We start from the raw sequence: 15790 nt of genomic DNA, 5'->3' as shown, positions 1-15790 counted from the left end.
GCCAGATCGCCGCAACGGCGGATTTCGCGATCTCACAGCAGTCTCGGCGAAGATGGGGGTGTGAAATCCACCCTGCTGTCGAGACGCGACCTCGACTTTCTGCTCTACGAATGGCTGCGGGTCGAGGAGTTGACCAAGCGGCAACGATTCGCCGAGCACTCGCGTGACACCTTCGACGGCCTACTCGATCTGTGCGAGCACCTGGCCACGCAGTACTTTGCGCCCCACAACAAGAAGAGCGATGCGAACGAGCCGACCTTCGACGGGCAGACGGTGACCGTCATCCCCGAGGTGAAGGCGGCGCTCGACGCGTTCGCACAGGCCGATCTCGTGGGCATGGTGATGGAGTCAGCGGTCGGCGGTGCCCAATTGCCGATGACGGTGGCCCAGGCCGGCTTCGCCTGGTTCTCGGCGGCCAATGTCAGCACCGCGGGCTACCTGATGCTGACCATTGCCAACGCCAACCTGCTGGCCAAGTTCGGAACCCAGGAGCAGGTGGACGCCTTCGTCAAGCCGATGCTGGCGGGCCGGTTCTCCGGGACCATGGCGCTTTCCGAGACGGGGGCAGGTTCGTCGCTGGCCGACATCACCACCCGCGCCGAGCCGCAGGACGACGGCAGCTACCGGCTGTTCGGATCAAAGATGTGGATCTCCGGTGCGGAGCACGAGATGAACGAGAACATCGTCAACCTCGTGCTCGCGAAGATCCCCGGCGGTCCGGCGGGAACCAAGGGCATCTCGCTGTTCATCGTGCCCAAGTTCGTGGTCGGGTCCGGTGGCGCTGACGGCCCGGTCGGCGAGCGGAACGACGTGGTGCTGGCCGGCCTCAACCACAAGATGGGGCAGCGGGGCATCACCAACACCGTGCTCAACTTCGGCGAGGGCGCGTTCCGTCCGGGTGGGCAGGCGGGTGCGGTGGGCTACCTCGTCGGCGAACCACACCGCGGCATCACCTACATGTTCCACATGATGAACGAGGCGCGCCTCGGCGTCGGGATGGGCGCCGTTTCGCTGGGCTACACCGGTTACCTGAAGTCGCTGGAGTACGCGCGGGAACGCGCGCAGGGCCGACCCGTGACGGCCAAGGACCCCTCGGCACCGCAGATCCCGATCATCGAGCATGCCGACGTCAAGCGAATGCTGTTGGCGCAGAAGGCTTATGTCGAAGGTGGCCTCGCACTGGCGCTGTACTGCGCCAAACTCGTCGACCTCGGTGACAGCCAGGACCTGTTGGACATCCTGACCCCGGTGGGCAAGAGCTGGCCGTCGCAGTGGTGCCTGGAGGCCAATAACCTCGCCATCCAGGTGCACGGCGGATACGGCTATACCCGCGAATACGACGTCGAGCAGCACTACCGCGACAACCGGCTCAACCCGATCCACGAGGGCACGCACGGTATTCAAAGCCTGGATCTTTTGGGCCGCAAGGTGACTCAACGCAACGGGGCCAGCCTGGCGGCGTTCGGCAAGGCGGTCTCCGAGACCGTTCAGGCCGCACACGACGCAGGCGGTGAAGCGCGCGAGCTGGCCGCCCAGCTGGACGGGTCCGTGCAGCGCCTGGCGGCCGTCACCGCCGCGATGTTCGGCTCCGGCGACGTGGAGGCCGCGATGGCCAACAGCGTCGTCTACCTGGAGGCCTTCGGCCACATCGTGATCGCCTGGATGTGGCTGGAACAACTGCTCGCCTGCAATGGCCGGTCCGGTGACTTCTACGACGGCAAGCGCCAGGCGGCCCGCTATTTCTTCCGCTACGAGTTGCCGAAGACGGCACCGCAAATGGATCTGCTGGAACGCATCGACCGCACCACGCTGGATATGCGCGACTCCTGGTTCTAATACCGAAACGGCATCGACCCATGCCATATCAGGCTTGGACAGGTATCGCCAGTGCTCCTATTTTAAGAGTGACCGCCGCCACAGCGGCGCAACTCGCACCACTCGGGAGACACAGGAGTCACAGGTGTTCACGTTCATGCCCACCGCCATACGTCGCACCCGCCTCCGCGCCGGCCTCGCGGCGTGCGCCGCCACCGCGCTCGCCCTGACCGCCTGCAGCGGAGTCCAGACCAGCACCGGCTCCGGTAGCGGCAATGGCTATCCGTCGGGAACCGTGGAGATGTACGTCGGTGCGTCGGCCGGCGGCTCGAGCGACCTGATCAGCCGTGCGGTGTCCAAGGGTCTCAGCGATGATTTGAAAGCGTCCTTCCCGGTGATCAACCGCGAGGGTGCGAACGGCGCGCTGGCCGCCGCCGAGGTGGCCAAGGCGAAGCCGGACGGTTCGGTGATCGCAATTCAGAACGCGTCGCTGTTCACCATCACCCCGCTGGCCGTCAACGCGGACGAAGTCACCAAGGTCGACGACTTCGACGTCGTCTACGGGGTGTCCCGAGACGACTACGTGCTCGTCACCAACCCGGCCAGCGGCTACAAGACGCTCAAGGACCTCGAGAACGCCAACCGCGTCGTCCGCTACGGCACCACCGGCGTCGGGACCGGCGCCCAACTGGCGGCCGCGTTGCTGTTCAAGACCGCCAACGTCGAATCGCAGGCCGTCCCCTTCGACGGCGGCGCGCCCGCCCTGGCCGCCCTGCTCGGCAACCAGATCGACGTGGCCTCGCTGCAGGTCGGCGAGGCGATCGAAAACATCCAGGCCGGCAAGCTTCTTCCGCTGTCGGTCTTCGGCCCGGAACGAATCGACTACCTGCCCAACGTCCCGACCGCCAAGGAACAGGGCCTCGACGTCGAGGTCACCCAGTACCGTTTCATGACCACTCCGAAGGGAACGCCACAGGAGGTCAAGGACAAGATCGTCGAGGGCATGAAGGCAACCTTCGAGACCGAGGACTACAAGGCGTTCAACAAGCAGAACAGCCTCACACCGTTGGAGGAGCCGGGCGACCAGGTGCTGCAGCGGCTTCAGGCCGACCAGAAGCGCTATGCCGATCTGGTCAAGCAGTACGGAATCAATCTGCGTGACGAGGGCTGAGCCCATGGCCCCCAATGACGCTCAGGAAACCCATCCGCATACCCGCGACATCCTCGCCGAGATCGAGGCCGAGGTCGCCCATGAGCTGGAGGAGGACCGCCCGCCCGCGGGTGGGCCCGCCTACCAGACCGTGGGCGCCCTGGTCGGTATCGCGATCGGCGTCGGCGGTGGGATGCTGTCCTACGGCTATGGCCTCGGTTCCTTCGAAAAGCCCGGTCCGGGACTGTGGCCGTTCATCGTCAGCGTCGTCATCGCCGCGCTGTCGGCGGTGTTGCTCGTCCTCGGACGGGGGCTGGCCGATGCCGAGGCGTTCACGCGCAGTAGCACCCTGCCGCTGATCGGCGCGATCACCTTCATCGCCTTCGGTTTCCTGATGCCGGTGACCGGCTTCGAGATACCGGCGCTGGTGCTGAGTGTGATCTGGCTGCGCTTCCTCGGCGGCGAGAGTTGGCGCAACACGGCCGTGATCAGCGTGGTCACCGTGGCCGTCTTCTACTTCCTGTTCCTCTACGGGTTGCGGATCCCGCTGCCCCACCTCATCGCCTTCTGAGGCCACCCCGAACAAGGCCACCGAACCATGGACTTCACCGCATTTCTGGACGGATTCGCGCTCGTCGTCGAACCGAAGAACCTGCTCTACTGCCTCGTCGGCGTGCTGATCGGCATGATCATCGGCGTGCTGCCGGGGCTGGGCCCGGCGGCCACCATCGCAATCCTGCTGCCGATCACATACACCATCGACCCGGTGTCGGCGATCATCATGCTCGCCGGCATCTACTACGGCGCCCAGTACGGCGGCACCATCACGTCGGTGCTCTTGCGCCTGCCCGGTGAGGCGTCCTCGGTGGTGACGGTGTTCGACGGCTTCGCCATGGCCAAGCAGGGCAGGGCGGGAACCGCGCTGGGCATCGCCGCGATCGGTTCGTTTGTGGGCGCGACCATTTCGATCATCGGGCTGACGCTGCTCGCCCCTGTCGTGGCCAGCGTCGCGCTGGACTTCGGCCCGCCCGAATACGCCGCGCTCGCGCTGCTGGGTGTGTTGTTAGTGGCGACGATCGGCAGTGGAAACAAGCTCAAGGCGCTGATCGCCGGTGCGGTGGGACTGCTGTTGGCCACCGTCGGCCGCGACAGCTTCAGCGGCGCTTCGCGTTTCACGTTCGAGAACCTGTCGCTCGCTGACGGTATCGACTTCGTCGTGGTGGCGATGGGATTGTTCGGCGTCGGTGAGATCCTGTACAACCTCGAGCAGCGTCACGGAAAGCGGCACGTGCCTGCCGAAGTGGGCAACGTATGGCCGTCCCGCAAGGATCTCCGGCAGTCGGCCGGCGCCATCGGCCGCGGTTCGATCATCGGCTTCGTGCTCGGCGTGCTGCCCGGTGGCGGCGCGGTGCTCTCCTCGATCGTCGCCTACGCGACCGAGAAGCGCCGATCCAAGACACCCGAGCGGTTCGGCCGCGGCGCGGTGGAGGGCGTCGCGGCGCCCGAGACCGCCAACAACGCGGCGGCGACGTCGTCGTTCATCCCGCTGCTGACGATCGGCCTGCCCGCCAACGCCACGATGGCGATGCTGTTCGGCGCGCTGCTGATCCTTGGCGTCTCACCGGGGCCGCAGCTGGTCGACGAACATCCCGATGTCTTCTGGGGCGTCATCAACTCGATGTACATCGGCAACCTGATCCTGCTGATCCTCAGTATTCCGTTGGTGGGCTTGTTCGTTCGCATCCTGCGGGTCCGGCCGGCGATCCTGGCCCCCATCACGGCGCTCATCACGATCCTCGGTGTCTACACGATCAACAATTCGACGTTCGACATCTTCTTGATGGTGGCGTTCGGCATCATCGGCTACCTGATGAAGAAGGCCGGCTTCGACCCTGGGCCGATGGTGCTGGCCTTCGTCCTCGGTTCGATCATCGAGTCGAGTTCGCGCCGGTCGCTGCTGATGTTCGGTGGAGACCCGACGGGTTTCGTCACCCGACCGATCTCGGGCACCATCCTCGCGGTCTTCGTCGCCCTGGCGTTGCTGCCCGCGGTGCGGATCCTGATCAAGCGCCGCAAGTCAACGCCGGTCGCCGTCCAGCCGAAGGCGGGTGTTGCCGAGGTGGACACGCATCGCGGCCCTGGCGATGTCGGGGTCACCGGCGATGACGCCGGCGGCGACACTGTCGTGCTCCCGTCGGACCCGGTCGACGTGAGCGGTGTCGGTGAGCGAGTACGCGTCGCCGAGTCGGGTGCGCGGCAGCAGGATCATCATCGGTCCGAGTGAGTCGACCAGACCGAGGTAAAAGCGGTTACCGCTGGCGGCTGCGACGGCGCGGTGGAACCGGAAGTCCGCCTCGACGGCGTCCTCGGGGGCGGCCGTGACGAACGCCTCGAGCGCGGTTCTGATGGAGTCGGCCCCCGCGTCGTCGATGCGGGCGGCGGCCAACGCGGCGGCCTCGGTCTCGATCCCGACCCGGAAGTCGATCATGTCGAGCACGTCATGATGGGTGCGGATCGTCGCGGACTCGACCGTGAACGACGTGGGCTCGGGCATCGCGAGCACGAATGAGCCGCGGCCCTGGAAGGTTTCGACGAGGCCCTCCGCCCGAAGCCGGGTGACCGCCTCTCTGATCACTGTCCGGGAGACGCCGTACTCGTCGATGAGTTCGGCTTCCGAGGGCAGCTTGTGCCCGGCGGACAGATCGCCGCCGAGGATCTTGTCCTTCAGCCCCGCGACCACCCGCTGCGCCAGTGTGGTCGTCATCCGAACTCGGCGCTCTCCTTCGTCAAGCTGCGCATCTGGTCGCTCAGCGTGAAGCCGAGTCCCGGCCGGTCGGGCACCCAGATGCGGCCGTCGCTAATTTCCATGCGCTCGTCGAACAACGGGTTCAGCCACTCGAAGTGCTCGACCCATGGCTCGGTCGGATACGTCGCGGCGAGGTGCAGATGGATCTCCATCGCATAGTGCGGCGCCAGGGCGAGTCCCGCGTGCGCGGCCAGCGTCGCGAAGCGCAGGAATGGCGTGATCCCGCCGATCCGCGGCGCGTCGGGCTGGACGATGCCGCGGTAGCCCGCGTCGAGCAGCGCCATGTGCTCACCGACCGAGGTGAGCATCTCACCGGTGGCGATCGGGGTGTCGAAGGTACGGCTCAGGTCGGCGTGGCCGACGGCGTCCCAGGCGTCCAGCGGCTCCTCGATCCAGACCAGGTCGAATACCTCGAGTTCCCGGCACATGCGGCGTGCCCTGGCGCGGTCCCACTGCTGGTTGGCATCGACCATGAACGGGGTGTCTCCGAGGTGCGCCCGAATCGAGGCGACGCGATCCAGGTCGGTCCGCCAGTCGGGCTGCCCGACCTTGATCTTGATGCCCCCGATGCCGGATTCGCGCGATGCGGTGGCCTTCTCCTTGATCTCCTCGACGGAGGCCTGCAGGAAACCTCCCGAGGTGTTGTAGACCGGGCACGAGTCACGATGTGCACCAATCAGTTTCGCCAAGGGCAGGCCCGCGCGGCGGGCCTTGAGGTCCCACAGGGCGACGTCGAGCGCCGCGATCGCCTGCGTCGCCACACCCGCGCGTCCGACCGAGGCGCCGGCCCAGAGCAGGGACTGGTAGATCCGGTCGATATCGGAGGGATCCTGGCCGAGCGCGACCTCTGCGACCTCTGCGAGGTGGGCGTATTGAGCCCGGCCGCCTGCGCGCTTGGAGTAGCTGAAGCCCATCCCATGCTGGCCCTCGTCGGTGACCACCTCGACGAACAAGAGCACCGTCTCGGTCAGCGGCTTCTGGCGTCCGGTGAGCACTTTGGCATCACTGACGGGAGTCTCGAGGGGCAGGACGACCTGGGACAGCGTGAGATGACGAATCCGGTCTGGCATGAAAGTAGTATAATGAGTGGCCAACTCATCATACAAGCATTTACACGGTTTGACCCCGCTTCAAAGGGAGGTCGCCGCCGGTCAAAGCTGATGACCGTACTGGGAGACTGCTGCCATGACCGCCAGCGGGCAATCGCTCACCAGTGACTTTCCGGTGCACTGGCCGGTGCACACCCGGTGGACGGACAACGACATGTTCGGCCACCTCAACAATGCGGTGTACTACCAGCTGTTCGACACCGCGATCAACGGGTGGATCAACACCACCGTCGGCATCGATCCGCTGACCGCCCCGTGGATCGGGGTGGTCGCGGAGTCCGGCTGCCGGTATTTCTCCGAATTGCAGTTTCCCGACCCGCTGGTGGTGGGTTTGGCGGTGGCCCGGCTGGGCAACAGCAGCGTCACCTATCGCCTCAGCGTGTTCCAGGCGGGCGGCGCAGACGACGCCGCCCGGCCGGTCGCTGCCGTCGGCCACTGGGTGCACGTGTACGTCGACCGCGTGGGTCGCAGGCCGGTTTCCATCCCCGAGGAGATCCGCACCCTGCTGGAACAGGCCCGCACCGGTTAGTCGATATGCTCGCCGGGTGCCGCTGGTAAGCAAGACCGTCGAGGTGGCCGCCTCGGCCGAGTCGATCATGGCGATCGTCGCCGACTTCGAGTCCTATCCGTTGTGGAACGAGGAGATCAAGGGTTGTTGGGTGCTGGCGCGATACGAGGACGGCAGGCCCAGCCAGCTCCGCCTCGACGTCGTGGTCCAGGGACAGGCGGGCACCTTCATCACCGCCGTCTACTACCCGGGTCAGAACGAGATCTACACCGTGCTGCAGCAGGGGGATCACTTCGACAAGCAGGAGCAGAAATTCTCGGTCGTGCCGATCGGGTCGACCTCGCTGCTGACCGTGGACCTCGAGGTCGAGACGAAGCTGCCGTTCCCCAAGCCGATGGTGAAGAAGGCCATCGGCGACACGCTCGAGTACCTGGCCGACAACCTCAAGAAAAGGGCCGAGCAGCTGGCCGCCAGCCCCTGACGGTCACGCGCCAAGCGAGTCCCAGAACGCGTCGATGTCCTCGGCCGCGATCAGTGCCGCTTCGGAGCGCAATGCCAGCACCCGGTCGCAAATGCGGATTTCCGTCGCGCGCGGCATCCCCCGGGTGCGTACCGCCCGCGTGCCAGCCGGCGCACTCTGCCGTGGGCGATCTCCCAACGCAAGGCGTCCGACACCGCCTTCGATGCCCGCCCCGATATTGCGAAGTGGTGGTAGTGGAGAGCATCGATCAATTCAGGCACGGTCGCGGCCCCGTGCTGAAACAGCTGAAAGGTCAGCGCGTAGCGCAGTTCGAGCCCATATAGGCTGCGGCGTTTGCCAGGCATGGATGACATGGATGAACTGTGCCGGTGACCACCGACAACAGGCGGCAGGGACGGCAGCCGGGATGTTCACCTCTAAGCGACAATGTCGCTATGAGCGACAATGTCGCTCATAGTTGGACAGTTGACGCAGTGGGTCTGCGCGCTCAGCTCCAGAGCCCGATCTCGTCGAGCCGCCCGATCAGCCGGCGCGCGCCGTCGGTGAACTGGCCGTCGGTCAACCGGACCACCGTGTCGACATCCCTGCGGCGCAGCGCCGCGATCAGCTGCCGATGGCTGGCCACCGCCTCGGTACCCCACTGCTCATCGTCGGTGTAGATGTGTGGCGGCAGGTACCGCGCCACATGTAAGAGGAACCAGGACAACTTGATCCGCCCGGTGGCACGGTTGAAGGCACGGTGGAAGGCGAACTCGGCGCTGGCCACCTCCTCGGGGTCGCGGCGCCCGACCGCGGCGGCCAGTGCGTCGTTGAGGCGCTCCAACTCCACGATCTGCGGCTCGGTGATCCGCGCGGTCGCCGTCACCGCCAACTCCTTGGCCATCGTGGCCTGCAGCCAGAAGATGTCCTCGATGTCACCGCGGGTGAGCGGCACCACCACATGGCCGCGATGCGGTTCGAGCCGCACCATGCCCTCACCCCGCAGCGTGCGAAGCGCTTCGCGCACCGGGGTGATGCTGACTCCCAGTTGCGCGGCCGTTTCGTCCAGCCGGATGTACGTGTCCGGCCGCAACGTGCCGGTCATGATGTCGGTCCGCAGGCGTGCGGCGACCTCGTCGGAAAGCTGTTCGCGACGTCGGACCGGCCTCGTGTCCTGTCGAGGCCGCACTGGTGCGTTCACGCTGCCTCTCTCAAGTTTTCCGAGGCTTGGCGAGGCCTTGTCCCCGCGCCGCCGAGGCCATATTGTGACCGCTGCGAACCATGTTTGATCACATATAAACATCACGCAACCCCGCAAAATTTGCCTGAGCATGGAGCACCTGCCCGTTGACCGCACCGCCCCCGACCGAACAGCCGTATTTGGCACGCCGGCAGAACTGGTCGACGCAGCAGGCCGGCCACGCGCTGATGCAGCCCAGCGCCACGGCGCTGCGCTTCCTCGGACACAACACCACGTGGGGTGATCTCGAACGACGGGTCACCTCGCTGGCCGGTGCGCTGAGCCGACGCGGTGTGCTCGCCAACGTCGCCACCGCGGTACGCGACATCGATCCGACGCTGAAGACGGTCATCGTCACGGGCGTGAGCACCGACTCCGCCGATTCTCACGTCATCAAGGTCCGCTGCAGCTTCGGACGCTGTCGTGGGGTGCGGCGCCGGCGTCGGACAGCCTGCTACGCGATATGGGCGACACCTTCCCGGGCACGCAGATCTACGCCGCGTTCGGGCAGACCGAGATGTCGCCTGTGACGTTTATGTTGTTGGCGCAGGATGCAATTCGTAAACTGGGCTCGGTCACGCAGGTCATCCCGACATTGGCTGCCCGGGTCGTCGACGACGAGATGAACGATGTGCCGGTCGGTCCGGTCGGCGAGATCGTCTATCGGGCACCGACACTGATGGCCGGCTACTGGAACAACCCGGAGGCCACCGCCGAGGCATTCACGGGTGGTTGGTTGCACTCGGGTGATCTGGTCCATCAGGACGAAGAGGGTTACGTCTGGGGCCCCCCGCCATCGTCGAGGTGGCAGTGATCGGACGTGCCCGCGAGAAGTGGGGTGAGGTGCCCGTTGCGGCCGTGGCGGTGGCCGGAACCGGAATCTGCCCCGCAACCCGGCTGGCAAAGTCCCGAAAACCGAATTGCGGGCCCGACACGGCGGAGAAAACCAGATTGACGCGGACGAAAGTTCCGCTCCGCCAACGCTTTCTGCTGCGGCGCAAGACAATTAACGGTCAGGGGCGACTTTGCTAACGGTTACGGGCTCAATCCCGCCGATGCGGTGCAATGCGGCGATTTCATCGGGTACAGTCCTGTGGTCTGTCTTACTACCCGCGAGTAGGGAGACGGCGGCCACACACACGGGGTTGGGGCAAGGAGGGGGCGTGCGACAGGGTCTGCCGTTGCGCCGCGGACGCTGCGATTTCGTGGTGGGAGCCCGCCGGTGACGGCGTCGACAGGCGTCGTCGATTACGTTCGCAACCAGGTCAGGCCCGGCCTGACAGCCGTGGGCGGCTTTGTGCGCATGTGCGTGCTCACCTGGAAGGCGCTCTTCAAATCACCGTTTCAATGGCGTGAGTTCATCCTGCAGAGTTGGTTCCTCATGCGGGTCGCCTTCCTGCCGACCGTCGCCGTGTCGATCCCCCTGACGGTACTGCTGATCTTCACCCTCAACATCCTTCTCAAGGAGTTCGGTGCCGCCGACATCTCCGGGGCCGGGGCGGCCCTGGCCGCGGTGACCCAGCTCGGCCCATTGGTAACCGTGCTCGTGGTGGCCGGCGCCGGATCCACCGCCATCTGTGCGGATCTCGGCGCCCGCACCATTCGCGAGGAGATCGACGCGCTCGAGGTGCTCGGCATCGATCCGATCCACCGGCTGGTCGTGCCGCGCGTGATCGCATCGACCTTCGTCGCACTGCTTCTCAACGGCGCGGTGATCACCATCGGCCTGGTCGGCGGCTTCATCTTCGGCGTCTATCTGCAGAACGTCTCCGCGGGCGCCTACGTCTCGACGCTGACCCTGGTCACCGGGCTCCCCGAGGTTTTGATCTCGGTGGTCAAGGCCATGACCTTCGGACTGATCGCCGGTCTCGTCGGCTGTTATCGCGGCCTGACCGTCGCGGGCGGCGCCAAGGGTGTGGGCACCGCTGTCAACGAGACGCTGGTGCTGTGCGTGATCGCGCTCTTCGCCGTGAACGTGGTGCTGACCACGATCGGTGTCCGATTCGGAACGGGGCGCTGACATGTCGACCGGCGCCGTCCTGCGTTCACGGTTTCCGAGGGGCATCGCGCGCGCGGAGAAATTCGCCGGTGCGCCGGGCCGCGGGTTGGACGCCGTCGGCCACGTCGCGTGGTTCGTCGTCACCGCGGTCGGTTCGATCGGTCATGCGCTGCGCTACTACCGCAAGGAGACGCTGCGGCTGATCGCCGAGATCGGCATGGGCACTGGCGCGATGGCGGTCATCGGCGGCACGGTGGCCATCGTCGGTTTCGTCACGCTGTCGGGTTCGTCGCTGGTGGCCATCCAGGGTTTCGCCTCGCTGGGCAATATCGGTGTCGAGGCCTTCACCGGCTTCTTCGCCGCGCTGATCAACGTGCGCATCGCCGCGCCGGTGGTCGCGGGTCAGGCGCTGGCGGCCACCGTGGGCGCGGGCGCGACCGCCGAACTCGGCGCCATGCGGATCAGCGAGGAGATCGACGCGCTCGAAGTGATGGGCATCAAGTCGATCTCGTATCTGGTGTCCACCCGCATCATGGCCGGCTTCGTGGTGATCATCCCGCTCTACGCGATGGCGATCATCATGTCGTTCCTGTCGGCCCAGGTCACCACGACGTTCTTCTACGGCCAGTCGATCGGAACCTACGAGCACTACTTCCGCACCTTCCTGCGCGCCGACGACGTGATGTGGTCGTTCGTGCAGGCGATCATCATCTCGGTGATCGTCATGCTCAACCATTGCTACTACGGCTACTTCGCCAGCGGCGGCCCGGTCGGCGTCGGTGAGGCCGTCGGCCGGTCGATGCGCGCCTCGCTGGTTGCGATCGTCTGCGTGGTCCTGTTCGCATCGTTGGCGCTCTATGGCGTCGACCCGAACTTCAACCTCACGGTGTAGTCGATGACCGCGCCCCTGAACGAGCCGCGCACACCGCCGTACAAGATCGCCGGCCTGGTGCTGACCATCATCACGATCATCGCAATCGTGCTGGTCTACCTCCAGTTCCGTGGCGACTTCCTGCCGACCACGAAGCTGACGTTGATGTCCGCGCGCGCGGGCCTGTCGATGGATCCGGGGTCCAAGGTCACCTACAACGGCGTGGAGATCGGCCGGGTGGCCAGCGTCGACGAGGTCAACGTCGGCGACGAGCCCCAGGCCAAGATCATGCTCGACGTGAATCCCAAGTTCCTCGACCTGATCCCCAAGAACGTCAACGCCGATGTCAGCGCCACCACGGTCTTCGGCAACAAGTACATCTCCTTCACGTCGCCGAAAGACCCGTCAGCACAACGTATTACGTCCGCCGATGTGATCGACGTGTCGAAGGTGACCACCGAGTTCAACACGCTGTTCGAGACCATCGTCTCGGTCTCGCAGCAGGTGGATCCGATCAAGCTGAACCAGACGTTGAGTGCGACGGCCCAAGCCCTGGACGGTCTGGGCGACCGGTTCGGCCGGTCGATTGTGCAGGGCAACGACATCCTGGGTGACCTGAACCCACAGATGCCGCAGATCCGCCGCGACAACCAACTGCTGGCCGACCTCGGCGACACGTACGCGAACGCGGCGCCGGATCTGTTCGAAGGCCTGGATCACGCGGTCACCACCGCGCGCACGCTCAACGAGCAGCAGGGCAATATCGACCAGACATTGATGGCCGCAGTCGGTTTCGGCAACACCGGCGGTGACATCTTCGAACGCGGCGGCCCCTACCTGATCCGCGGCGCACAGGACCTGCTGCCCACCTCGGCGCTGCTCGACCAGTACAGCCCGGCGCTGTTCTGCACGATCCGCAACTTCCATGACGTCGAGCCCAAGATTGCGGCATCGCTTGGTGGCAACGGCTATTCGCTGCGGACCCACTCCGAGATCCTGTTCCCGGGCAACCCGTACGTGTATCCGGACAACCTGCCGCGGGTGAACGCCCACGGCGGACCCGAGGGAAGCCCGGGCTGCTGGCAGCCGATCACCCGTGACCTGTGGCCGGCGCCCTATCTGGTGATGGATACCGGTGCTTCGATCGCGCCGTACAACCACGTCGAGCTTGGTCAGCCACTCGCCATCGAGTACATCTGGGGGCGGCAGATCGGGGAGAACACGATCAACCCATGAAAATCACCGGTACCGCCATCAAGCTCGGCATCTTCTCTCTGGTGCTGCTGCTGTTCACCGCGATCATCATCGTGGTGTTCGGTCAAATGCGGTTCGACCGCACAACCGGGTATTCGGCCGTCTTCTCGAATGCCAGCGGTCTGCGGGCCGGCCAGTTCGTCCGTGCGTCCGGTGTCGAGGTCGGCAAGGTTTCCAAGGTCGAACTGATCGACAACGGGTCGAAGGTCAAGATCGACTTCGACGTGGACCGCTCACTCGAACTGTTCGACCAGACCTCGGCTTCCATTCGGTACCTCAACCTGATCGGTGACCGGTACATGGAACTCAAGCGCGGCGACAGCAACAAGCGTCTCGCCGCCGGCGGCACCATCCCGCTGGAACGCACCCAGCCTGCGCTCGATCTTGACGCGTTGATCGGCGGGTTTCGGCCGGTGTTCCGGGCACTGGATCCCGACAAGGTCAACAACATCGCCCAGTCGATCATCACGGTCTTCCAGGGCCAGGGTGGCACGATCAGCGACATCCTCGACCAGACCGCGTCGCTCACCTCGGCCCTGGCCGACCGTGACCAGGCGATCGGCGAGGTGATCAAGAACCTGAACACGGTGCTGGACACCACGGTCAAACACCAGCAGCAGTTCGACGACACCGTGAAGAACTTCGAGGTGCTCATCACCGGCCTGAAGAACCGCGAGGATCCGATCGCGTCGTCGGTGGCCAACATCAGCAACGCCGCGGGCACGGTGGCCGATCTGCTCGCCGACAACCGGCCGCTCCTGCAGAGCACGATCGGTCAGCTCGAGGCCACGCAGCAGCCGCTGGTCGACCAGAAGGACCAACTCAATGACCTGCTCGTCAGGTATCCGGCCGCGTTGAAGATCATCGGCCGCGCGGGCGGTGTTTACGGCGACTTCTTCAACTTCTATGCGTGCGATGTGACGTTGAAGCTCAACGGATTGCAGCCAGGTGGCCCGGTGCGCACGGTCAAGGTCTGGTCGCAGCCCTCGGGTAGGTGCACGCCGCAATGAGGACACTCGAGGGATCGAACCGCGTTCGCAACGGGTTGATGGGCATCATCATCCTGGTCGTCGTGATCGGGGTGGGACAGAGCTTCGCCAGCGTGCCGATGCTGTTCGCGAAGCCGACGTACTACGCCCAGTTCTCCGACACCGGCGGCCTCAACACCGGCGACAATGTGCGGATCGCCGGCGTCGATGTCGGACAGGTCAGGTCGATGGACATCGACGGCGACAAGGTGAGGATCGGCTTCTCACTCGACGGTACCCAGATCGGAACCGACAGCCGCGCGGCGATCCGCACCGACACGATCCTGGGCCGCCGCAACATCGAGATCGAACCGCGCGGAACGCAGGCGTTGCGGGCGAACGGAACCCTGCCGCTCGGTCAGACCACTACCCCGTACCAGATCTACGACGCGTTCTTCGATGTCACCAAGGCCGCGTCCGGGTGGGACACCCAGACGGTGAAGCGGTCGCTGAACGTGCTGTCGGAAACCATCGACCAGACCTCCCCGCACCTGAGCGCCGCGCTCGACGGCGTCGCCCGGTTCGCCGACACCATCGGCAAGCGCGACGGCGACATCAAGACACTGCTGGCCAACGCCAACAAGATCGCCGGTGTCCTCGGCAACCGCAGCGAGCAGATCAACCGCTTGTTCGTGAACGCCCAGTCACTGCTGGCCGCGGTGAACGAACGTAACTACGCGGTGAGCATGCTGCTGGAGCGGGTCTCGTCGTTCTCCGATCAGGTGAAAGGGTTCATCGACGACAACCCGAACCTCAACCACGTGCTGGAACAGCTGCGCACCGTCAGCGACATTCTGGTGCAACGGAAATACGACCTCGTCGATGTGCTCTCCACGTTGTCGAAGTTCACCGCATCTCTCGGTGAGGCCATCGCGTCCGGACCGTACTTCAAGGTCATGCTCGTCAACCTGTTGCCGTACTGGATCCTGCAGCCCTTCGTCGACTCCGCATTCAAGAAGCGCGGCATCGACCCCGAGAAGTTCTGGGGTGACGCGGGTCTGCCCTCGGCCCAGTTCCCCGATCCGAACGGCGCCCGGTTCCCTAACGGTGCTCCCGCGCCGTCGCCCGCGATCATCGAAGGAACCCCCGAAAATCCGGGCCCAGGGGTACTGAAGGGCTCGCCGTGCTCGTACACGCCGCCGCCCGATCTCCTGCCGCGCCCCGCCGACCCACTGCCGTGTTCACACCTGACCACCGGTCCGTTCGGCGGCCCGGATTACGGCCCGCCGAACGTGGCGACCTCACAACCGAACCCGAACGGGCCGGGGTTCACCCCGGGTGTGCCCAGTGCGGCCCTTCCGGGTCAGGTGTCGCCCGACATGCCGGGTGTGCCTGCCGAATTGGCTCCCGCTCCGCCGGGTGCGCGCACCGTGCCGTTGGGTCCGCAGCCCTCACCGCCGGACTTCACGCCCGGCATCGCACCACTGCCGCCGGCCCTCGACGGCCCCCCGCCCCCACCGGGCCCCGGTCCGGATGCGGGACCCGCAGGCACGCCGCCGCTCCCGGGGAACCCACCGTTCCTCCCGCCTGGGTCGCAAGGAGGGTAGGGC

Annotated in this window: 13 protein-coding genes and 3 pseudogenes; 12 read left to right on the top strand and 4 right to left on the bottom strand. The window is 65.6% G+C overall.

Going from position 1 to position 15790, the window contains the following annotated elements; translation table 11 throughout:
* Nucleotides 1–60 precede the first annotated feature (60 nt).
* From ACVWWN_RS02375 to ACVWWN_RS02360, 4 genes are all read left to right on the top strand, one after another.
* On the top strand, nt 61–1836 hold the full coding sequence (locus ACVWWN_RS02375; protein WP_457142455.1) for an acyl-CoA dehydrogenase: 1776 nt from the start codon (nt 61–63) through the stop codon (nt 1834–1836).
* A 124-nt stretch (nt 1837–1960) separates the two neighbouring features.
* Complete coding sequence (locus tag ACVWWN_RS02370) at nt 1961–2986, top strand: Bug family tripartite tricarboxylate transporter substrate binding protein (protein ID WP_457142454.1); 1026 nt, start codon at nt 1961–1963, stop codon at nt 2984–2986.
* Nucleotides 2987–2990: 4 nt separating this feature from the next.
* Nucleotides 2991–3536 carry a tripartite tricarboxylate transporter TctB family protein gene (locus tag ACVWWN_RS02365; protein ID WP_457142453.1) on the top strand — a complete coding sequence of 182 codons (546 nt, stop codon included), beginning with the start codon at nt 2991–2993 and terminating at the stop codon, nt 3534–3536.
* 27 nt (nt 3537–3563) lie between these two features.
* Nucleotides 3564–5249 (top strand): tripartite tricarboxylate transporter permease, encoded by a 1686-nt coding sequence (locus ACVWWN_RS02360; RefSeq protein ID WP_457142452.1) that lies wholly within the window; start codon nt 3564–3566, stop codon nt 5247–5249.
* Here the strand turns inward: ACVWWN_RS02360 and ACVWWN_RS02355 are convergent.
* Nucleotides 5139–5729 (bottom strand): annotated as a pseudogene (locus ACVWWN_RS02355) (FadR/GntR family transcriptional regulator); the annotation flags it as partial. The gene ACVWWN_RS02360 and the pseudogene ACVWWN_RS02355 sit on opposite strands and share 111 nt — an antisense overlap.
* Nucleotides 5726–6841 (bottom strand): L-talarate/galactarate dehydratase, encoded by a 1116-nt coding sequence (locus ACVWWN_RS02350; protein WP_457142451.1) that lies wholly within the window; start codon nt 6839–6841, stop codon nt 5726–5728. The pseudogene ACVWWN_RS02355 and the gene ACVWWN_RS02350, both read right to left, overlap by 4 nt.
* A gap of 115 nt (nt 6842–6956) precedes the next feature.
* Between ACVWWN_RS02350 and ACVWWN_RS02345 the strand changes: the two genes are divergently transcribed.
* Together ACVWWN_RS02345 and ACVWWN_RS02340 are read left to right on the top strand one after the other, a co-directional pair.
* A complete protein-coding gene (locus ACVWWN_RS02345; RefSeq protein ID WP_457142450.1) occupies nt 6957–7409 on the top strand; it encodes an acyl-CoA thioesterase in 453 nt (150 codons plus the stop codon).
* A gap of 16 nt (nt 7410–7425) precedes the next feature.
* Nucleotides 7426–7869: an SRPBCC family protein gene (locus tag ACVWWN_RS02340; protein ID WP_457142449.1), complete on the top strand. Its 444-nt coding sequence runs from the start codon at nt 7426–7428 to the stop codon at nt 7867–7869.
* A 3-nt stretch (nt 7870–7872) separates the two neighbouring features.
* Here the strand turns inward: ACVWWN_RS02340 and ACVWWN_RS02335 are convergent.
* Together ACVWWN_RS02335 and ACVWWN_RS02330 are read right to left on the bottom strand one after the other, a co-directional pair.
* Nucleotides 7873–8222 (bottom strand): annotated as a pseudogene (locus ACVWWN_RS02335) (hypothetical protein).
* 134 nt (nt 8223–8356) lie between these two features.
* Entirely contained in the window at nt 8357–9049 is a 693-nt protein-coding gene (locus ACVWWN_RS02330; RefSeq protein WP_457142448.1) for a GntR family transcriptional regulator, read from the bottom strand.
* Between the two features lie 146 nt (nt 9050–9195).
* Here ACVWWN_RS02330 and ACVWWN_RS02325 point away from each other — a divergent pair.
* The 6 genes and pseudogenes from ACVWWN_RS02325 to ACVWWN_RS02300 all read left to right on the top strand — a co-directional run bounded on the left by ACVWWN_RS02325 (nt 9196) and on the right by ACVWWN_RS02300 (nt 15787).
* Nucleotides 9196–10098 (top strand): annotated as a pseudogene (locus tag ACVWWN_RS02325) (AMP-binding protein).
* 293 nt (nt 10099–10391) lie between these two features.
* Nucleotides 10392–11108 (top strand): MlaE family ABC transporter permease, encoded by a 717-nt coding sequence (locus ACVWWN_RS02320; protein WP_457148970.1) that lies wholly within the window; start codon nt 10392–10394, stop codon nt 11106–11108.
* Between the two features lies 1 nt (nt 11109).
* Nucleotides 11110–11979, top strand: a complete 870-nt coding sequence (locus tag ACVWWN_RS02315; RefSeq protein ID WP_457142447.1) for an MlaE family ABC transporter permease — start codon at nt 11110–11112, stop codon at nt 11977–11979.
* Between the two features lie 3 nt (nt 11980–11982).
* Nucleotides 11983–13194 (top strand): MCE family protein, encoded by a 1212-nt coding sequence (locus ACVWWN_RS02310; RefSeq protein ID WP_457142446.1) that lies wholly within the window; start codon nt 11983–11985, stop codon nt 13192–13194.
* Nucleotides 13191–14222: a virulence factor Mce family protein gene (locus tag ACVWWN_RS02305; RefSeq protein WP_457142445.1), complete on the top strand. Its 1032-nt coding sequence runs from the start codon at nt 13191–13193 to the stop codon at nt 14220–14222. The genes ACVWWN_RS02310 and ACVWWN_RS02305 overlap by 4 nt, the downstream gene beginning before the upstream one ends.
* A complete protein-coding gene (locus tag ACVWWN_RS02300; protein ID WP_457142444.1) occupies nt 14219–15787 on the top strand; it encodes an MCE family protein in 1569 nt (522 codons plus the stop codon). Before ACVWWN_RS02305 ends, ACVWWN_RS02300 begins: the two co-directional genes overlap by 4 nt.
* Nucleotides 15788–15790 lie beyond the last annotated feature (3 nt).

It is taken from the genome of Mycobacterium sp. URHB0021 (assembly GCF_054057895.1).
The sequence above is the reverse complement of the archived record's forward strand: the minus strand, read 5'-3'. Positions and strand labels throughout refer to the sequence as shown.